The organism is Mycobacterium sp. 012931 (assembly GCF_000419295.1).
Classification (GTDB): Bacteria; Actinomycetota; Actinomycetes; order Mycobacteriales; family Mycobacteriaceae; genus Mycobacterium; species Mycobacterium marinum.
On record NZ_AOPX01000001.1, the window covers coordinates 2,135,265 to 2,154,735 of the forward strand.

The window sequence follows — 19,471 nt, forward strand, 5'->3', positions numbered from 1 at the left end:
CAGTATTGCTGTCGCGGTCCTACTCGGGGTGGTCGTCGACCTTGAAGTCGAACCGGACATCGCCGGCGTCGATGCTGGTCACGGTCACATTGACGCCATAGGTCTTGCTGCCGTCGATGAGCTTACACCGCAGTGTCGCGCCCACCACGCCCTTGAGGTTGTCGGGGCAGGTCACCGAGTCGGGTCGTTGGCCCACCTTCTGATACAGCTTGTTGCTGATGATGTGTGCGACCTTGTCCTTGTCGACGGTCTCCACCATGTCGAACTTGACGTCTTTGCCGTCGACGCTGGTCACGGTGACGTTGACGTTGTATGTGGAGTCTTTGACCTTCATTTCGCAGTTGAGCTGAGCCCCGACCTTGGCCGGGAGATCTCCCGGGCAGGTCACCGACTCGGGCTTGTTGCCGGAAGCGTCGGTCATCTTGGCCTTGATCTGCTCGGCCACATCGCTTTTGCTCACCGAATGCGATCCGGTTCCGATCGAACAGGAACAGGCGCCGGCGCTGGCCATCAGGCCCACCGCGGCGCCTGAGACCAGAAACGTCCGCACGATCGAATGAGCCATATCGCCTCCCTGGCGTCGACAACTGGGAATCGGCTGATAATTACATGTCAAACAGCTCCGGAAAGGCGAATCAGCCAAACACCAAGCAAACGCTACTGTTTGGCAAAGAGATCCGGCGCCCGCAGGTCAGCCGATGTCGTGATAGCGGCGCAACGCCTCGGCGCGTTCGGTGCCGTGATCCACGATCGGCGCCGGATATGTTGACGGGCATGGGCCGCCGCGCCGCTGAATCCGATGCACGTTGTCGACATCGCGCAGTTCGGGGACCCAACGTCGAATGTAATCGCCCGCGGGATCGAACTTTTCGGCTTGTGCGCTCGGATTGAAGATCCGAAAGTACGGCGCGGCGTCGGTGCCGCATCCCGCCGACCACTGCCAGCCGTGCTGATTGCTGGCCAGGTCACCGTCGGTGAGTTGGTCAAGGAACCAGGCGGCCCCCCATTGCCAGGGCAGGTGCAGGTCTTTGACCAGGAAGGATGCGGCGATCATCCGGACCCGGTTGTGCATGAACCCGGTTTCGCGCAACTGACGCATCCCGGCATCGACCAATGGATATCCGGTTTCTCCGGCCTTCCAGCACTCGAAAAGGCGTCTGGCGTTGGCGTCGGTGTCGGTCACGATGCCGTCGAAGTTGCTGTTCCAGTTGTGCCAGGCGCTGGCCGGCCAGTGGTGCAGGACGGCGCCATAAAAATCCCGGAACGCCAACTCACGTAGGTAACTACGCGCTCCGGTGCCGGTCAGGTCCATGCCCGCGACCATGGTCCGGGGATGGATGGTGCCGAACTTCAGGTGCGCCGACATCCGGCTGGTGCCCTCGAAGTCCGGCCTGTCGCGGTCATGCTCATAGCGGTCCAGCTTGGCGGTGCGGAATGCTGTCCATTCCCGGATGGCCGCGGCCTCACCGGCGGCCAGGTCAAGCTCAGTGCCCGGATCGGGGATCTCGCACTGCTCGATGTCGGTCTGCGCCGGATCCAGCCAACACGCCGATCCGGGCCCCGTGTCAGCCGGTGCTCGCCATCGCGCGTCCTGCCATTTGCGGAAGAACGGGGTGAACACCTGGTAGGGGCTGCCATCGTTTTTGACGACTCGACCCGGTGAAACCAGATACGGCGAGCCCGTCGCTACCAGTGGCACGCGGCCCAGCCCCGCTGCAACCCGTTCGTCGCGACGCCGCCCAAACGGCGCGAAATCGCCGGTAACGTGCACCGATGATGCCTCGATTGCTTTGGCTATCAGCGGAATCCGCTGCTCGGGCCGACCGCGTGTCACCAGTAGGCGGCCCTGCAGTGCATCGTTGAGTTGGCGAAGTGAGTCGCCGAGGAACTGCAGGCGGCGCAGGCCTGAGGAAGCTTCCAGGCGCGGGTCGACCACGAAGCAGGCGAGCACTTCCTCGCTATCGGCGGCAGCGGCCAGTGCCGGATGATCGCCAAGCCGCAGATCGCGGCGAAACCACAACAGAGCCCTTGTCATTGGGTGGTTCAGCGGTTGAGTCGCCAGACGTGGGTGGCCAGCACGGTGGCGAACGCGCACCACACGGCGTAGGGGAGCATCGCCAGCCCGGCGCGCCGATCGGCGTCGGCGGTTCGCCGCACCAGGTCGGCGCTGCTGGTTGCCAGGACCGCGGCACCGAGCGCTGACGCTCCCAGCCGGTGGAACCGGAAGAACAGCCAACTCCACCCGGCGTTGAGTACCAAGTTGATGCTCAACGCGCCGATGTAGCGGCGTGCCTTGTCGCGCTGGCCAGTTGCGTTCAACCGGTCGATGGCCACTGCCGAACTGGCGGCGATATCGCCGTAGAGCGTGGTCCACACCATGGGGAAGGCGACCGAAGGTGGCTGGTAGGACGGTTTGCGCAGTCGCGCGTACCAGTCTGAGGTTCGTGGCGGGCTGGCAATGCTTCCGCTACCGGCCGCCGCGGTGACCGCAAGCGCGGTGCCGGCCAGTGTCGATTTGTTCATTCTGATCCTCCGTCCGCGTGCGAATACGCTAAATCAGGTTGGTGAGCAGTGGTTTTGGGATCACTGGGCCACCAGATGCGATCGCCGATCAAGGTGAACAGCGCCGGAATTACCAGGGTACGTACGACGAAGGTGTCCAACAGAATTCCCAGGCCGACGATGATGCCCAACTGGGTCAGCACGATCAGGGGCAGCACAGCGAGCACGCAGAAGACGGCGGCTAGAACGATTCCCGCGCTGGTGATGACCCCGCCGGTGGCGGACACCGCCCGGACCATCCCGGCGCGCGCGCCATTTCGTGCCGACTCCTCACGGGCTCGGGTGACCAGGAATATCGTGTAGTCCACCCCGAGGGCGGCCAGGAACAGGAACGCGAACAGTGGGGTGCTGTTGTCCAGGGCGGGAAAGCCGAATACGTGGATGCTGGCCCAGCCGCCGAGTCCCAACGCGGCCAGCGCGCCGAGAATGGTGGCGGCCAGCAGGATCAGCGGAGCCAATGCGGAGCGCAGCAGCGCGTAGAGCACCACCAAGATGACGGCAAGGATGGCCGGAATCAGCAGGGCACGGTCGTGCTCGGCCGCGTCGCGTACGTCAAGTGCCTGCGCATCCGGCCCGCCGACCAACGCGGAGGGGGACGCTTGGCTGGCCGAATGTCGAAGCGCTGCAATCGTTGTGAACGCCCGTTCGGAGGATGGTGGGGCGTCGATCACCACCGACCACTTGGTCAGTCCGGCCCCGAACTTGCCGGAGCGGCCCGACTCGGTAACCGAGACCACGCCCGGTGTTGCGCCAATGGCTTGCCGCACTTGCGTCGCCTGCGCCGAGGGGGCTACCACCAGTGTGGGGTTAACCAGGCCCGCGGGGAAGTGCTGGGCCACGACGTCGTAGCCGGAAACCGAATCAGCTTTGACCCGGAACTGCTCGGTCTGAGACAGCCCGATGCGGGTGCCGAGCAGCCCGGTCGCCAACCCGATCAACAGGGCGACGGTGACCAGGGCGACCGGAGCGGGTCGGCGAGCCACCCGTTGGGCGACCGCATGCCAAAAGCCGGAATCGAGCGCCGTGGTGTCCTCGGCGCGGGGAATGAAGGGCCAGAACAGTCTTCGCCCACACAGCGCCAGCAGCGGTGGCAGCACCACTAGCACCGATACCGCCGCGACGACCAGCCCGCACGCCGCCAGGGCGCCCAGACTGCGGTTGCTGGGGGTTGCCGCGAAGACCAGCGTGAGCAGCGCCAGCACCACGGTGGCATTGCTGGCGGCGATCGGCGGTCCGGCCATGCGCACCGCCCGGGCCAGCGCGTCGCGGTGATCGCGGTGAACCGGAAGTTCCTGCCGGTATCGAGAAATCAGCAGCAGCGCGTAGTTGGTCCCGGCGCCGAAGACCAGCACACTGGTGATCCCCGAGGTGGATCCGTCGAAGTTCAGCCCGGTCAGGGCGGCGACCGCGGTCCCGACTGTGGTCGCGACCCGATCGGCGAAGGCGATCACCAGCAATGGCAGCAGCCATAGCACCGGCGAGCGGTAGGTGAGGATGAGCAGCAGCGCTACCAACGATGCCGTCACCGCCAGCAGGGTGATGTTTGCGTTGGTGAATGCATTGGCGATGTCGGCGCCGAAGGCCGGTCCGCCGGTGACATGGGCGTCCAGGTCCGCCGGCAGTCCCTCGTGTGCCGCCTCGCGCAACGCCTTGACAGCGTCGTTGAGGGCCAGGCCCGACAGGTTCGCGCTGATGGGCACCACCGAGATTGCCGCTTTTGTGTCGGCCGAGATCAACGGAGCTGCCGGTCGCGGGTTCGCGCCGGGGTGTGCCGAGGCCTGCATGCGCTGTGCTGCCTGTTGTGCCGCGCGGCGATCGGCGGCGTCCAGCGTGGTCCCGTCCGAGCGAGTGACGACCAGGATCAGTGGGGCCCGGTCGCCGCCGGGGAAGCGGCCCAGCTCGGATTCGACTTTCGCCGACTCCGCGTCGGCGGGTACCGACTGCGGTGCTTGCCCGGCCGCGGAGTTTCCTCCTACCAACACCATGAACACCGTGGCCAGTGCGACGACACCCACCGAGATCAGCCACGACCTCTTGGCCGCTAGCGCCGCCGCAAGTCTGTCCCAAACCACGTGCGCAAGTATTTCAGTTATTAAGTAATTTTGAATCAAGGGTGCACCCGGTGTGCTCCGCTGGTGCCGCACCAAATGCCAAAAGCTATGGGGAGTAGCGTAATTTATGCAGATCGTCTGATCGCATGCCGGTCGGCGCCGGGTAGCGCCGCGCGAGGCGCCGGTGCTGCCCGCCGGGTTTGGCCAGTAGTGTCGTCGGCTTAGCGGGCAGTCATGCCCGGTAAGGGCATTCGGGCCGGCGAAGGGACTCCGTTGGGCATCATCACCAGGGCGGCCACACCGCTAATCCGGGCCATCGCCTCGCTGTGCGCGCTGGTCGCCACCCCGGCGGTAGCGGCGCCCGATGCGCTGTCCGCGGCCGTGGACAGCGCGTTTCGACCGCTGCTGGTCCAGTACGACATACCCGGTATGGCCGTAGCGGTGACGGTCAACGGCCAACAGCGCTACTTCAACTATGGAGTTGCCGCCAAGCAAAGCGGTGCCCCCGTGACGGCGGACACCATCTTCGAGATCGGTTCGGTGAGCAAGACGTTCACCGCAACGCTGGCCTGCTACGCGCAGGAACTCGGCAGAATATCGCTGGCGGGGCACCCCTCCGCGTACATGCCGCAGCTCGCGGGCAGCGCCATCGACAAGGCCACCCTGCTGAACTTGGGTACCTACACCGCTGGCGGACTGCCCCTGCAATTTCCGCCCGAGATCACCGACGACGCCCAGATGCAGGCCTACTTTCAGCAATGGACACCCGATGACGCCCCGGGCCAACAGCGGCGCTACTCCAACCCGAGCATCGGGCTGCTGGGCCACCTCACCGCGCTGGCGATGAACAGCGATTTTGCCGATTTGGTCCAAACCCAGGTCTTTCGCAAGCTGGGGCTGTCCCACAGCTTCATCCGGGTGCCGCAAGCCCAGATGGACGACTACGCGTGGGGGTACAACGCCAGCAACGAACCGGTTCGGGTGAACCCGGGGGTTTTTGCTGCCGAAGCTTACGGCGTCAAGTCATCTGCACCTGACATGCTGCGCTTCGTCGAGGCTAACATCTCACCCGAGGGCCTACCGGCGTCGATGCGCCGTGCCGTGCAAGCAACCCACCTCGACGACTTTAATGTCGCTGACATGGTCCAGGGGCTTGGCTGGGAGCAGTATTCCTACCCGGTCACCCTCGATCAGCTGCTGGCCGGCAACTCCAACACCATTGCCATGCAGCCAAACCCGGTTACCCTGGTCGCCGGGGTGCCCCCGTCCGGCCCGAGGCTGTTCAACAAGACCGGTTCCACCGACGGGTTCGGCGCCTATGCCGCGTTCGTACCCGACAAAAGGATCGGCATTGTGATGCTGGCGAACAAGAACTTCCCCAACGCCGCACGCATCACGGCGGCCCATGCGGTGCTCGAAAAACTCGCGGCCGAGTCGCGATAGATCGGATCAATGGTCGAGCCCGCACGGGCCTTCGCGAGCCGGCGCCCGCCTCCGTCAGCTAATTCAACTGGTTAAAGATTAATGAACTGAAATTAATTGCCGATGCGGATATGCTGCACATTGCCATGGATGCGGATGAACAGGCCTGCAGCCGCCAGGGGCTCGAGTCGGCGATTTCGGCCGATCTGCGGGAGTTATCGACCGAATCCGATCAGATCGGCCACTTGTTTGCGGTGTCACACAGCGTGCGCCCCAACGATTTTCGGGCGCTGCTACACATCATGGTCGCCGAAACCGGCGGTCGGCCGCTGACCTCGGGGCAACTCGGGGAGTGGATGGGTCTATCGGCCGCCGCGATTACCTATTTGGTGGATCGGCTCATCGAATCCGGCCACATTCGACGCGATACTCACCCCGAAGACCGTCGCAAGGTCGTCCTACGGTATTCCGAACCCGGCCTGGCGACCGCCCGGTCTTTCTTCACTCCGCTGGGAATGCACACCCGTGCCGCGCTGGACGGCGTTGCCGACCCGGATCTGGTGGCGGCGCATCGAGTCTTTACCGCCCTTATCGCCGCGATGCGCGTGTTTCGGACCGATCTGAGCTCGCCGTAGCGCTAGGGCGCGCTCTGGCCGATCTTCTTCAGGGCGGCCACCAGGCCCGCGGGATCGGCGACGGTCACGGTCAGTGCCGAGTGATCCCGCAAACCCAGCACCCGGTGGATCCGCGGCTCGAAGTGGACACACGCCCCGGCCTGCGCATTGGTGCCAAAGGTAAGGCCGTCGTCGACCATCGACAGTCGCGGGCCTACCGCGGTCCACCATCGGTATGGCCCGGTGACGTGGGAGTCGGTCACGCTCGACAGTGGCGCTTCGGCATGAAAGGGCCCATAGCGGGCCACGAAACGGCCGTCGTCGGTCAGCGTGACGCCTTGGCGGCCCGGCCACCGGAACGGGAGCCACATGGGGGCCAGGCGGGCGTCGTAGCGGTAGGGAAAGTACTCGCCCCGGTCTTGCGGCGTCATTGCATGGCTCCGATCGTTGGCGCCCCAGCTGCCTGTGTCCCCTCGAGGCTACTGGTCGCACCGCATGGTTTCGACGTGGTGGTTGGGTCGGTGGCTGTTCCACAATTGACGGGCCGGCGGGCTCGACTTGCCGGGGCGTAGCGTCGACAGACACACGAAAGGTAGATCCCCAGATGCTGGGATGCATTGTGCCGCGTTTGGCCCAATTCCTGGAGGCGGTCGGTCTCGTCGTTGGGGTGCGGGTTACCGAAGAACCGGCCCACACCGTCGAACAACTCGGCAAGGGCCTAGAGGTCCGTCGTTATGGTCCGCGCGTTGCGGCCGAAACCGTGGTCGACGACACCGAGGAAGGCGCCCGAAATCGCGGATTCCGCGTCCTGGCCGGCTATATTTTCGGCGCCAACCACGCCAAGTCGAAACTGGCGATGACGGCTCCCGTGAGCCAACACCGCGATCAGACCGGCGCGGGCGAACCCATCGCCATGACAGCGCCGGTGGCGCAGCAAGCCGGCGACGGCGGCACGTGGACGATACGGTTTTTCATGCCGGCCAAGTGGACCCTGGATACCCTGCCGGTGCCGAACGACAACGCCGTCGCCCTGGTAGCGGTGCCGGCGGAGACTTACGCGGTGCTGCGCTTCAGCGGTGATCGCGGCGCGGGCGCGGTGGCGGCGCGCACCACGGAGCTACTCGGCTTGCTCGACGGCACCGATCTGCAACCGGTTGGTTCGCCGGTGGCGTGGTTCTACGATCCGCCGTGGACAATTCCATGCCTTCGTCGCAACGAAATCGCCGTTCCGGTGACCAGGCGCTGACCAGGCCTTCGGTAGAGTCATTACTTCTGCATCGAGCGTGGCTTTTGCACTGTGGTGATCGACCGAGCTGCGATTGAGCAGTAGTGTTTGACTACGCCAAGAATGGGTAACCGGTTTCCGCCGGATAATGTCGTTGCCAATAGAAGTGGGGTTGGTCGCGGCTGGATTGCCGTGACCGGTTGGAAATCATGTATCACCGATGGTGTCGCGCAGCGATCGCGGTCGTGTTCGTGCTGGTGAGCGTTGAGACGCCGGCACTGGGGCGGGCCGCCGTTGGAGTGACGGCATATCCCGGATTGGAAATCCATCAGGGCTCGGTGGTGTGCGTGATTGGATTCGTCGAACCGCAGATGCGGATAGCCTTCAGTGCCGGTCGATGCAATGGCGATCCGATGGTGACCGACCGCTACGGCAATGCGGTCGGTGCCGTGACGCTGGCCGGCCAGGCGACGGTCAGTGAAGTGGCGGTCGACGGTGCGGCTGCCGGTGTCGACTATGAAGTCATCACCTTGGCCCCCGAAGTGGCCGCTACCGACCTGCTGCCCACCGGACTTCGACTGCAGTCGAAACCAGGGTTTCGGGTCCAGCCCGGTGCACGGGTGTGTGAGGCCACCGCGGCGAGGCAACGCTGCGGCCGCGTCGACACCGTCACCGAGAGCCGCTTCGTCATTGCCGGCATGGACGCGGATCAGCACGAGATTGGTGCACCCGTATACGTGCTGGACGACGACAACCACGCCTTGATCGCCGGCTTGCTCGACGGTGTGCGCGGCTCGATATCCGAAGCCCAGTCCTGGCCGGCGGTCATGCGGCAGGTCTACCTCGATTCACGCTCGGTGGACTCCACGCAGCCACCCCCGCAGGGGCGCACGATCGGCAGCTAGCTGATCACCGATGACGCCCCAGCAAGTGGCGCAGGGCCGTGTCGAGGTCGGGCTGGCGGAACCGGTGCTCAGCCAGCGCCAGCCGCGCCGGCAGGACGCGCTGACTGGCACACGCGAGTTCGCGGGCGCCCTGATCGCCCAGCAATAGCCGCGGTCCCAGTGCCGGGACCGGCAACACCGCGGGTCGGTGCAAGACCTGGGCCAGGGTGCGCGTGTACTCGGCGTTACGCACCGGTTGTGGTGCAACAGCGTTCACCGGACCCGATAGCCCGGTGTCCCACAAGGCGCGGTGATAGATGTCGACCAGGTCGTCGATCCCGATCCAGGACAGCCACTGACGACCGTCGCCAAGGCGGCCGCCCAGCCCGGCGCTGAACAGGGGGCGCAGCAACTGCAGGGTGCCGCCGCGGGGAGACTGCACGATGCCGGTGCGTACCAGCACCACTCGCACGCCGTCTTGTCGGGCGGGGCCGGTCGCCGCTTCCCACTCGGCGACGACATCGGCGAGAAACCCCTCGCCGCGACCGCTTTCCTCGGTCAGTATCTCGTCGGCACGGTCGTAGCCGTAATACCCGACAGCCGAGGCCGAGATCAGCACGCGAGGCCCGTCAGCGCCGCGGCCCAGTAACTCGGCAAGCCGACGCGTCGGACCAATTCGGCTCTCGCGTATAGCGTTTCGATGCGCTGTGGTGAACCGCCCGGCGATTGAGGCGCCGGCCAGATGAATCACCGCGTCGATCCCCGTCAGTAACTCGGGGTCAGGATCGTGCGGGTCCCAGTGCCGCTCGTCGGCGCCGCGTGGGGTGCCACGAACCAAGCGCACGACCCGGTGCCCGCCAGTGCTCAAAAAGGCGGTCAGCGCCGAACCGACCAGCCCGGAGGACCCCGTGACCGCAATTGTTGTGGGGCCCAGGCCAGCAGCGGCGGCAAGTTTGTGTGCGGCCAGATCATCGGCAAGCTGCTGGTGGCGGTATACGAACATCGGCCGCAATGCCGATGCCGGTATCGGGGTGTCGACACGGTCGATCACCCGGGTCCGGCCCGCGCCGGCGTCCTCGAAGTCGTGAGTGTGCCGCCACCGCACCGCGATTCGGGCCGGCAGCGAAGCCAGCCCGTCGCTTGCGATGGTGTCGACGAAACGCCTTGGGGGATCGTAGGAATCGGGCTGGTGCTGGGCCAACCAGCGCAGGCCGCCGGGAAGCGCCAGCGTCGCGCGACCATCTTCGAGTGATCGTGCCTCGGTTACCAACCGCATGGGTTGCCAGGGCGGTGACAGTCGGCTGAATGCTCCAGGCCTGCTGTGCCACTCGAACACCTCATCGCGTGGCGCGTCGACCACGCTGGAATACACCACGCCCATCGTTGCACGTTACCGCCGCGGGTGGCCGCGCGGCGACGGCGTGCCCGATAGCGGATAGTGATCAGCATGAGCGTTGTCGATGGCATCCGTTCTTTGCTGGATACCACCCTGGATCGGGCACTCGATCGCACCATCGTTGGGGGATACACCCGTGTCGGCTATCAGCTTCGCCATTCGGGCTGGTCCGACGATCCCTCACCGGCAGCCCTGCGGGGCCGCACCGCGATGGTCACCGGCGCAAATCGCGGCCTGGGTAAGGCCATTGCCGCCGGGTTGGCCGAGCTGGGAGCCGCCGTTGTGTTGACCGTGCGCGATCGCGACAGTGGGCAGCGCGCACGCGACGAGATCGCCGCGGCCTCCGGCGCCGACGTGCGGGTGGAGGTCTGCGATGTCTCCAGCCTCAGTGCCGTTCGGGCCTTCGCGACAGACCTGCGCACCCGGGTGTCCCGGCTGGACGTGCTGGTCCACAATGCCGGGTTGCTGCCCGCGGCCCGCGCCGAGACCGACGAGGGCCATGAGATCACGCTGGCCACCCACGTCTTGGGGCCGATACTGCTGACCGAACTGCTGGTTCCGATGCTGGCCGAGTCCGACGACCCGAGAGTGATCCTGATGTCTTCGGGCGGCATGTACACCCAACCGCTGCCGATCGAGGATCCCGAATACCGTGCCGGTGGCTACCGCGGGGCGGTCGCATACGCCCGCACCAAGCGCATGCAGGTGGCATTGACGCCGCTGCTTGCCCGGCGCTGGAGCGGCGAGCGCATCCGCGTCTACTCCATGCATCCCGGCTGGGCCGACACTCCGGGGGTGGCCACATCACTGCCGGGTTTTCGCGCGGTCATCGGGCCGCTACTGCGCACCGCCGAACAGGGCGCCGACACCGCGGTGTGGTTGGCGGCCACCAGACCGGCACCGCTGAGCGGCACCTTCTGGCATGACCGTCGGACTCGCCCGGAGCACTACCTGCCGTGGACCCGGTACAGCGACGATGACCGTCAACGGCTGTGGCGGTACTGCGCGGACGCGATCGGCATCGACTAGCGATCAGGCAGCGCGTGCTCGACGATCGGCAACCGGGGCAGCGGCTGCCGTTCTCCGCGCTTGGCCGCCAGGTACACCTGCGCGGTCTGCTCGGCCACGGTCTGCCAATCGAAGTCGGAGTTGAGCCGTTCCCGCGCGGCCCGGGCACGTTGCTGCGCGGCGGCCGGATCATCGAGCACACCGCACACCGCGGCGGCCAGCGCCGCCACGTCGCGGGGTGGGCACGATACCCCGGTGACCCCGTCGATCACCGCTTCGCCCAACCCGCCGATATTCGACGTCACCAACGGTGTTCCGGCCGCGGTGGCCTCCAGCGCGACCAGTCCGAACGGCTCGTAGTGGCTGGGGAACACCGCGGCGTCGGCCCGATGTAGCAGGGTCAGCAGTTCGGCGTGCTCGAGGTAGCCCAGGAACTTGGTGGCCTTGAGCACCCGGTGTTTGCGTGCCTGCTCGACCAGCCAATCCTGTTGGGTGCCTTCGCCGGCGATGGTAAGTGTGGTGCCTGGGTGCGCGCGCCTGATCCGCGGCAGTGCGGCAATGGCATTGTGCACACCCTTCTCGTACTCCAGCCGACCGACGTAGAGCAGTTCCGGTGGCCCGGTGCGTGGTTTACGGACCGCAAAAGGCCAGCGCGCCGCGTCGATACCGTTGCGAATCACCGCCGTTTCGGCCAGCCCTGGGCCGAACAGCTCGGTGATCTCATCGCTCATCGATCCCGAACATGTGATCAGCGAATCGGATTCACGCACCAGCCAGGATTCGACCGCGTGCACCTGGCGACTCAGATCTCCCGAAACCCAACCGGAATGCCGCCCGGCTTCGGTCGCATGAATCGTGGAAACCATTGGCACGTCGTAGTAGTCGGCGAGCGCAATCGCCGGATGTGCCACCAGCCAGTCATGCGCGTGCACGATGTCGGGTTGCCAGGGTTGCTCCGCGCCGGGACCGCTGAGGGTAAGGCCGGCCCGGACCATGGCGTGACCCATGGCCAGGGTCCAAGCCATCATGTCGCTACCGAAGCTGAATTCGTGCGGATCCTGCGCGGCCGCGATCACCCGGACTCCCTCGCTGATCAGATCAGACGGTGGGTGGGTGCTGGGGTCGGTGCCCGAGGGCCGGCGGGACAGCACCACGACTTCGTGGCCGGCCGCGACCAATGCGGTGGCGAGGTGGTGGACATGGCGGCCGAGCCCGCCGATCACCACCGGTGGGTACTCCCACGACACCATCAGGATCTTCATGAACGTGGCCCCCTCCACGAACGTGCACAAAATGTCGGCCGCAGCGGCGTGTCGCTGTACAGCCGCGCACGCTCGTCGGTCGCCGGCGCGCTCACTTGGGCAGCCTTCGTGCGTCCAGAGCCCCGAACAGGCCATCGGCGCGGTTCCAGCCTTGGGCCAGTCGCTGGGCGTTGTCGCGCCGGCCCGACGCCAGCGCCCCGGCGATCTCTCGGGTGGCGTGCGCATGCAAGTGCGCGCGATAGCGCGCATAGTCGGCGGCGGAGTCCTTGCTCACCATGAACGGCCAGTCGCTCGAGACGGTCAGCAGCGTCTCACGCAGGATCTGATCGGCGACGTGATCGCGGGGGATCGGGCCATCCAGGGACGCGGTCTGGGCCAGCGCCTTATCGACGGTGGTCAGTGCGGTGTCGACCACTTCGGAGTTGAGCTGGACCAGATCGGACACCTTGGGGCCGTTCCAGACTTGCCAGTCCTTGCCGGAACCCCAAGAGCTGGGGGGCAATTCGACCGGAGCGCCCACGAATCCGTTGGCCATGGCATCGTGCAGCGTTCCCACCCGCACGCCGGCGGCAGGCAGGGCGCGCAGCACCCGCTGCAACCAGGTCGGCCCCTCGTACCACCAATGGCCGAACAACTCGGTGTCGAACGCGGCGACCACGTGCGCGGGCCGGCCGATGCGCTGTGACTCGGCAATCAGCCGGCCGCGCACCACTTCGACGAAGTCGGCGACGTGGACGTCGATCGCGCGGTCGGCGCGCTGCGGGTCGTAGGGGGCTTTGGCCTCCGATGCCACATTGCGGCCGGTGACGCGGGCCGGTTTGAGGCCGGTCAGGTGATCGTAGGTGTGGAAATCGCGGTATGCGGCATGCCCGGGGTAGCCGGATTTCGGTGACCACACCCGGTAGCTGACCTGCAGATCACGCCCGAACGCGACCACGTCGGTGTCGCCGACCGGTCGGCCCAGTGCGGTGTCGCCGTGCAGGGATGGGCCGTCCACCATGAAATGGCTGACCGCGGCGGCCGCGTAGTCGTGCTCCATGCCGGGGGCGTATGCGCATTCGGGTGCCCAGATCCCCGATGGGCTGTGCGCCATCCCCAGCCGTGCGTCGGCCAAACCTTCGCGCAGCGCGAACTCCCGCAGCCGCGGATTCAGCAACGGCTGGAACGGGTGGGCCAGTGGGCCGCCGAGCAACTCGACCGTGCCGGCGTCGATCAGGGCGCGCAGCAGCGGGCTTGCGCCATGGCGCCAGGCGGCGGCGAAGTCGTCAAGCGCCTGATCGGCCTCGGCGCACTCGCGGGTTCCGAAGTCGCGTAGGGCCTCTGGTGTGCAGGAGAGGTGTTTGGCCGACTTCGATGCGGGCGCAGACCGGACGCTGGTGGCCTCGGCCGCGCGCAGCCGCCAGTTGGCCAGCCAGTGATGCATTCCGTCCAGGCAATAGGGGTCGTCGAGTTGGGCGTTGACTACCGGAGTCATCCCCAGCGTGATGAGCCCGCGGCGCCCCTCGTCGGCCAGGGTGCGCAGCACCCGGAACAACGGCAGGTAGGCGGCCGACCAGGACTGGTAGAGCCACTCCTCGCCGACCGGCCATCGGCCGTGGTGGGCAAGCCAGGGCAGATGGGTGTGCAGCACCAGGGTGAACAACCCGGGCACCCGGTCTGGCGAATTGGTGTTGTCCCAATTGGTCAATGCCGCACCGCGATCGCAATCAGATCCAGGCTGTCGTCAATTTCGTGGGCGGGTTCCAGCCCCGCCCCGATGATGTCGAAGTCCGCGGTGGTGACCACCGCGACATCGGCGGTCAGTTCGGCTGACCACGGTTGGTCGGCGACCGCGCGGGCGATCTGGGCGTCGATGATCGAGCCGCCATGGCGTTCATCTATCGCGCGCAGCTGCGGCCCGTGGAACAACCCGTACATCGTCACCTCGGCAAAACCCGCTTCTAGCAGCAGTTCGGTGAGTTCGGCGGCGTTGAGTTCGCGAGTGTGGAAGGGGTTGATCGGGGTGTCGCGGCCGGGGGAGAAGGTGATCCGGTTCGGCGTGGACACCATCAATACGCCCGACGGGCGCAGCACCCGCGCGCATTCGCGGACGAATTGGCCCTGATCCCACAGGTGCTCAATGACCTGGAAGTTGACCACCACGTCCATCGATGCGTCGGGAAGGGGCAAGTCCGCCAGGTTCGCCTGCATTACCTCGACCCGGGGGTAGCGGTGGCGGACATGCGCTACCGCGGCCTCGTCGTAGTCCACGGCCACAACGCGGCGCGCGACATCGGCGATCATGTCGGCGCCGTAGCCTTCGCCGCAGCCCGCTTCCAGCACGTCGCGGCCCTCGCAACGAGGCGCCAGCCGTTCGTATACGACCTCGTGGCGACGGAACCAGTAGTTCTCGATGTCCAGATCGGGGATGGTGCGTTCGCCCGTCAGCGTCAACACCGCATCGACCGGCGGCGCACTGGCGGTCGGGATCTGGTCGGGAACGTCGGGGACGAATGAGCTCATTGCTAACGCAGGCTAGTGCCTAGCGCCCGATTCGCGAACCGTAGCCAGAAATGCCAGGAATGCTCGAGCCCCCGACGCGGGGGTCTGGCGGGGTGGGATAGCCGCGGGTTATGGAGGGGGTGAGCGGGCAATTGAGCAACTGCCACCCGCTAAGGTGTGAGGGCAGACCGCGAAAAGTTACCGCCTAGTAACATGCCGTGCGGTTGCGAACCGCGTGACCGAAGTCCTGCAGTCGACGGCTGCGGGACTCCTTCGAGGAGGACGAGCCACACCCATGACAAACATTGTGGTCCTGATCAAGCAGGTCCCAGACACCTGGTCGGAGCGCAAGCTGACCGAGGGCGACTGGACGCTAGACCGCGAGGCCGCCGATGCGGTCCTGGACGAGATCAACGAACGAGCGGTGGAAGAAGCGCTGCAGATCCGCGAGCGCGAAGGCGGCGAGGGTTCGGTGACCGTGCTGACCGCGGGTCCCGAGCGCGCCACCGAGGCGATCCGCAAGGCCCTGTCCATGGGCGCGGACAAGGCCGTCCACCTCAAGGACGACGGCATGCACGGCTCGGACGTCATCCAGACCGGGTGGGCGCTGGCACGTGCGCTGGGCGCCATCGAGGGCACCGAGCTGGTGATCGCGGGCAACGAGTCCACCGATGGCGTGGGCGGCGCGGTGCCGGCCATCATCGCCGAGTACCTGGGCCTGCCGCAGCTCACCCACGTGCGCAAACTGTCGGTCGAGGGTGGCAAGGTCACCGGCGAGCGTGAGACCGACGAGGGCCTGTTCACCCTGGAAGCCTCTCTTCCGGCTGTGGTCAGCGTCAACGAGAAGATCAACGAGCCGCGCTTCCCGTCCTTCAAGGGCATCATGGCCGCCAAGAAGAAGGAAGTCACCGTGCTGACCCTCGCCGAGATCGGGGTTGAAGCCGACGAGGTGGGCCTGGCCAACGCCGGGTCGACGGTGCTGTCGTCGACCCCGAAGCCTGCCAAGACTGCCGGTGAAAAGGTCACCGACGAAGGTGAAGGCGGCAACCAGATCGTGCAGTACCTGGTTGCGCAGAAAATCATCTAGCGAGTGCCCTGCATTTCAGGCCCAATGACGAAAGAGCGATAAACCCCATGGCTGAAGTATTGGTGCTCGTTGAGCACGCGGAAGGCGCGCTGAAGAAGGTCAGCGCCGAATTGATCACCGCCGCCCGTGCGTTGGGTGAGCCGGCCGCCGTTGTGATCGGCGCCCCCGGCACCGCCGCGCCGCTGGTCGACGGACTGAAGGCGGCCGGTGCCGCCAAGATTTACGTCGCTGAGTCCGACGTCGTCGACCAGTACCTGATCACCCCGTTCGTCGACGTGCTGGCGGGACTGGCTGAATCCTCGGCCCCGGCGGCCGTGCTGGTGGCTGCCACCGCCGACGGCAAGGAGATCGCCGGGCGGCTTGCTGCCCGGATCGGGTCGGGTCTGCTCGTCGACGTGGTGGGGATCAACGACGGTGGCAAGGCCGTCCACTCCATCTTCGGTGGCGCGTTCACCGTCGAGGCCCAGGCCACCGGTGACACCCCGGTGATTTCGGTGCGTGCCGGTGCGATCGAGGCCGAGCCGGCCGATGGCGCCGGTGAGCAGGTCAGCGTGGACGTCCCGGCCCCTGCCGAGAACGCCACCAAGATCACCTCGCGTGAGCCGGCGGTCGCCGGCGACCGCCCCGAGCTGACGGAAGCCACGGTGGTGGTGTCCGGTGGCCGTGGTGTCGGCAGTGCCGAGAACTTCAGCGTGGTCGAGGCGCTGGCCGACTCGCTGGGGGGTGCGGTCGGTGCTTCGCGTGCCGCGGTCGACTCCGGCTACTACCCGGGTCAGTTCCAGGTGGGGCAGACCGGCAAGACGGTTTCGCCGCAGCTCTACATCGCGCTGGGTATCTCCGGGGCGATCCAGCACCGCGCGGGCATGCAGACGTCCAAGACCATCGTTGCGGTCAACAAGGACGAAGAGGCGCCGATTTTCGAGATCGCCGACTACGGCGTGATCGGCGACCTGTTCAAGGTTGCCCCGCAATTGACCGAGGGGGTCAAGGCTCGCAAGGGCTGATCGGCCGATTCAGTAGTAGTAACGGCCCCGCAGGCTTGCCTGCGGGGCCGTTATCGTCGGCTGCGACATTTCGTCATCTGACGTGCACCGACATGTCACAGCGCTGATGCCGGTTAGCTGACCGGTTAGGCCACGTTGGTGGCATGAGCATCGCTTCTGTCCTCATACCCAGCGACAAGCCGCGTGGCCCGGCGACCGATGCGGGTGCCGGCCCGCGCTATTCCCTATTGCTGTCCACCGATTCCGCGCTGATCGAGGCCGCTCAGCGCCTGCGCTATGACGTGTTCGCCGCCACGCCGGGCTTCGCGCTACCGGCGGCCGACGACCGCAGGGATGTCGACCGCTTCGACGAGTACTGCGATCACCTGCTGGTCCGCGACGACGACACCGGTGAGCTGGTGGGGTGCTACCGGATGTTGCCACCGGCAGGGGCCATCGCCGCGGGAGGCCTCTATACCGCTACCGAGTTCGACGTGGGTGCCTTCGACCCGCTGCGGCCGTCGCTGGTGGAAATGGGTCGCGCCGCGGTGCGTGACGGGCACCGCAATGGCGCGGTGGTGCTGTTGATGTGGGCGGGAATTCTTGCCTACCTGGACCGCTGTGACTACGATTACGTAACCGGCTGCGTGTCGGTGCCGATCGTCGAGCCAACCGGTCGGGACGGCATCACGCCGGGCCGCGAGCTGCGGGGCGTGCGTGACTTCGTGCTGAGGCGCCACCCGGCTTCCTACCGGGTGGACCCCTACCGGCCGGTGCGCATCGACGGCAAGAGCCTGGATGACATTGCCCCACCGCCGCGGCCGGCGATCCCGCCGTTGCTGCGTGGCTATCTGCCGCTGGGCGCGCAGGCCTGCGGCGAGCCCGCCCACGATCCGGACTTCGGGGTGGGGGATTTCTGTGTGCTGCTCGGCAAGCGTGACGCCGACATCCGCTACCTCAAGCGGCTCAGATCGGTGTCCGCGGCCGCGGAAATGGCGGGCGAGCTGGCGGGCGGAGCGGCCTGATGAACACTGAGGCCGGGCACTCCTGGCTGCCTCGCACCTCGTGCGACATCAGCTGCGTCAGCCTCGGCCACCCGGCGGTGCCCCGCCGGGTACCGGCCATCCTGCGGGTGGCGTTGCGCATCGTCTGGGCGCTGCTGCTGATGCCGGGGCTGCCGCTGCTCGGCGTGCCGGTGCCCGGCCGCAGCCACGCCCAACGCGCATACTGCCGGCTGGTCCTGCGTTGTTTCGGTGTCCGGATCACGGTGTCGGGCAGCCCGATCCGCAACCTGCGCGGGGTTCTGGTGGCCAGCAACCACATCTCCTGGCTGGACGTCTTTGCCATCGGCGCGGTACTGCCAGGTTCATTTGTGGCCCGCGCGGACATGTTCACCGGACCCGGGGTCGAGATTGTGGCCCGACTGCTGAAAATCATTCCGATCGAGCGGACCAGCCTGCGCCGGCTGCCCGGCGTGGTCGACACCGTCGCCCGCCGGCTGCGCGCCGGACAGACCGTGGTGGCCTTTCCGGAAGGAACCACCTGGTGCGGGCTGGCGTCGGGCAGCTTCTATCCCGCGATGTTTCAGGCCGCGATTGACGCCGGCCGTCCGGTGCAGCCGCTGCGGCTGACATATCACCACGTCAACGGGGCCATCTCGACCACCCCGGCCTTCGTCGGAGACGACACCCTGGCGCGCTCGGTTCGCCGGGTGCTCGCCGTGCGTCGCATCGTGGCGTCGGTGCATGTCGATTCCCTGCAACTGCCGGGCCGCGATCGCCGGGCCCTGGCCAGCCGCTGCCAGTCCGCAGTGCACGCTGGGGCGGCGCACCCGGCACACCGGCCCGCGCTGGTGGCCTGAAAAGGCCTCTCACCCTGCGGCAACGTGTCTGTGGACAATGGGTGACAGGGACCGTCAGCCCAGCGTGCAGGAGGCCGTCATGACAACATGGCCAACACCCGATCCGCCCGTCGGCGGCCAGGAGTCGGTGTGGGACTATCCCCGGCCGCCGCGGTTGGAGCCGTTCGCCGGTTCGATCACCATCGAGCTGGGCGGCCAGACGATTGCGTCGGCGACCCGAGCCTGGCGCGTGCTCGAGACCAGTCACCCACCCACGTACTACCTGCCCGAAGATGCGTTCGGCGACGGTGTGTTGCGCCCGGCGGCGGGCGGTTCATGGTGCGAGTGGAAGGGCCGAGCGAGCTACTTCGACCTGGTAACCCCGGCGCGACAGGCCGCGCACGCGGCATGGACCTACCCAAACCCCACCCACCCCTTCCAGCCCATCGCTGGTGCGATCGCGGTGATGGCGGCCCAGGTGGACCGCTGCACGGTCAATGGCGAGCCGGTGGTGCCCCAACCCGGCGGTTTTTACGGCGGATGGATCACCAGCTGGATTGTCGGCCCGTTCAAAGGCATTCCCGGATCGATGGGGTGGTAAGCGCGGCCGCCGGCTCAGGAGTTTGGGGTCGCTGACCTGGCCGGTATAGTGGGGC

At 66.6% G+C, this 19,471-nt stretch carries 19 protein-coding genes; 10 read left to right on the plus strand and 9 right to left on the minus strand.

Going from position 1 to position 19,471, the window contains the following annotated elements; translation table 11 throughout:
* Positions 1-19 precede the first annotated feature (19 nt).
* The 4 genes from MMSP_RS09695 to MMSP_RS09710 form a co-directional block, all read right to left on the minus strand.
* The gene (locus tag MMSP_RS09695) at positions 20-565 is read right to left on the minus strand and encodes a DUF4333 domain-containing protein (RefSeq protein WP_020786478.1); all 546 of its coding nucleotides are present in this window, start codon (positions 563-565) and stop codon (positions 20-22) included.
* A gap of 126 nt (positions 566-691) precedes the next feature.
* Positions 692-2,035, minus strand: a complete 1,344-nt coding sequence (locus MMSP_RS09700; RefSeq protein WP_015355096.1) for a deoxyribodipyrimidine photo-lyase — start codon at positions 2,033-2,035, stop codon at positions 692-694.
* An 8-nt stretch (positions 2,036-2,043) separates the two neighbouring features.
* Entirely contained in the window at positions 2,044-2,523 is a 480-nt protein-coding gene (locus MMSP_RS09705; protein ID WP_012393498.1) for a TspO/MBR family protein, read from the minus strand.
* Positions 2,520-4,634, minus strand: a complete 2,115-nt coding sequence (locus MMSP_RS09710; RefSeq protein WP_020786479.1) for an MMPL family transporter — start codon at positions 4,632-4,634, stop codon at positions 2,520-2,522. The genes MMSP_RS09705 and MMSP_RS09710 overlap by 4 nt, the downstream gene beginning before the upstream one ends.
* A 213-nt stretch (positions 4,635-4,847) precedes the next feature.
* On the opposite strand from MMSP_RS09710, the gene ampC reads away from it, so the two are divergent.
* Together ampC and MMSP_RS09720 are read left to right on the plus strand one after the other, a co-directional pair.
* The gene (ampC, locus tag MMSP_RS09715; protein ID WP_020786480.1) at positions 4,848-6,056 is read left to right on the plus strand and encodes a class C beta-lactamase; all 1,209 of its coding nucleotides are present in this window, start codon (positions 4,848-4,850) and stop codon (positions 6,054-6,056) included.
* Positions 6,057-6,166: 110 nt separating this feature from the next.
* Positions 6,167-6,670 carry a MarR family winged helix-turn-helix transcriptional regulator gene (locus tag MMSP_RS09720; RefSeq protein ID WP_015355099.1) on the plus strand — a complete coding sequence of 168 codons (504 nt, stop codon included), beginning with the start codon at positions 6,167-6,169 and terminating at the stop codon, positions 6,668-6,670.
* Between the two features lie 2 nt (positions 6,671-6,672).
* Here the strand turns inward: MMSP_RS09720 and MMSP_RS09725 are convergent, their stop codons facing one another.
* Entirely contained in the window at positions 6,673-7,080 is a 408-nt protein-coding gene (locus MMSP_RS09725; protein ID WP_011739992.1) for a hypothetical protein, read from the minus strand.
* 173 nt (positions 7,081-7,253) lie between these two features.
* Here MMSP_RS09725 and MMSP_RS09730 point away from each other — a divergent pair, with 173 nt between their 5' ends.
* Positions 7,254-7,895, plus strand: a complete 642-nt coding sequence (locus tag MMSP_RS09730) for a heme-binding protein (RefSeq protein ID WP_020786481.1) — start codon at positions 7,254-7,256, stop codon at positions 7,893-7,895.
* Positions 7,896-8,131: 236 nt separating this feature from the next.
* Positions 8,132-8,779 (plus strand): hypothetical protein, encoded by a 648-nt coding sequence (locus MMSP_RS09735; RefSeq protein ID WP_231507101.1) that lies wholly within the window; start codon positions 8,132-8,134, stop codon positions 8,777-8,779.
* A gap of 4 nt (positions 8,780-8,783) precedes the next feature.
* Here the strand turns inward: MMSP_RS09735 and MMSP_RS09740 are convergent, their stop codons facing one another.
* Entirely contained in the window at positions 8,784-10,139 is a 1,356-nt protein-coding gene (locus tag MMSP_RS09740) for a TIGR01777 family oxidoreductase (protein ID WP_015355102.1), read from the minus strand.
* 66 nt (positions 10,140-10,205) lie between these two features.
* On the opposite strand from MMSP_RS09740, the gene MMSP_RS09745 reads away from it, so the two are divergent.
* Positions 10,206-11,183, plus strand: a complete 978-nt coding sequence (locus tag MMSP_RS09745) for an SDR family NAD(P)-dependent oxidoreductase (protein WP_020786483.1) — start codon at positions 10,206-10,208, stop codon at positions 11,181-11,183.
* On the opposite strand, the gene MMSP_RS09750 is transcribed toward MMSP_RS09745, so the two are convergent.
* From MMSP_RS09750 to MMSP_RS09760, 3 genes are all read right to left on the minus strand, one after another.
* Complete coding sequence (locus MMSP_RS09750) at positions 11,180-12,424, minus strand: glycosyltransferase family 4 protein (protein WP_020786484.1); 1,245 nt, start codon at positions 12,422-12,424, stop codon at positions 11,180-11,182. The two genes, MMSP_RS09745 and MMSP_RS09750, sit on opposite strands and share 4 nt — an antisense overlap.
* 91 nt (positions 12,425-12,515) lie before the next feature.
* On the minus strand, positions 12,516-14,111 hold the full coding sequence (locus MMSP_RS09755) for a glycoside hydrolase family 57 protein (RefSeq protein ID WP_020786485.1): 1,596 nt from the start codon (positions 14,109-14,111) through the stop codon (positions 12,516-12,518).
* Positions 14,108-14,926 carry a bifunctional 2-polyprenyl-6-hydroxyphenol methylase/3-demethylubiquinol 3-O-methyltransferase UbiG gene (locus MMSP_RS09760; protein ID WP_020786486.1) on the minus strand — a complete coding sequence of 273 codons (819 nt, stop codon included), beginning with the start codon at positions 14,924-14,926 and terminating at the stop codon, positions 14,108-14,110. Before MMSP_RS09760 ends, MMSP_RS09755 begins: the two co-directional genes overlap by 4 nt.
* 274 nt (positions 14,927-15,200) lie before the next feature.
* Between MMSP_RS09760 and MMSP_RS09765 the strand changes: the two genes are divergently transcribed.
* From MMSP_RS09765 to MMSP_RS09785, 5 genes are all read left to right on the plus strand, one after another.
* On the plus strand, positions 15,201-15,992 hold the full coding sequence (locus tag MMSP_RS09765; RefSeq protein WP_012393508.1) for an electron transfer flavoprotein subunit beta/FixA family protein: 792 nt from the start codon (positions 15,201-15,203) through the stop codon (positions 15,990-15,992).
* 47 nt (positions 15,993-16,039) lie between these two features.
* Positions 16,040-16,996 carry an electron transfer flavoprotein subunit alpha/FixB family protein gene (locus MMSP_RS09770; protein WP_011739999.1) on the plus strand — a complete coding sequence of 319 codons (957 nt, stop codon included), beginning with the start codon at positions 16,040-16,042 and terminating at the stop codon, positions 16,994-16,996.
* Between the two features lie 143 nt (positions 16,997-17,139).
* A complete protein-coding gene (locus MMSP_RS09775) occupies positions 17,140-18,000 on the plus strand; it encodes a GNAT family N-acetyltransferase (protein WP_020786487.1) in 861 nt (286 codons plus the stop codon).
* Positions 18,000-18,836 carry a 1-acyl-sn-glycerol-3-phosphate acyltransferase gene (locus MMSP_RS09780; RefSeq protein ID WP_020786488.1) on the plus strand — a complete coding sequence of 279 codons (837 nt, stop codon included), beginning with the start codon at positions 18,000-18,002 and terminating at the stop codon, positions 18,834-18,836. The genes MMSP_RS09775 and MMSP_RS09780 overlap by 1 nt, the downstream gene beginning before the upstream one ends.
* 79 nt (positions 18,837-18,915) lie before the next feature.
* Positions 18,916-19,416: a DUF427 domain-containing protein gene (locus MMSP_RS09785; protein ID WP_020786489.1), complete on the plus strand. Its 501-nt coding sequence runs from the start codon at positions 18,916-18,918 to the stop codon at positions 19,414-19,416.
* Positions 19,417-19,471 lie beyond the last annotated feature (55 nt).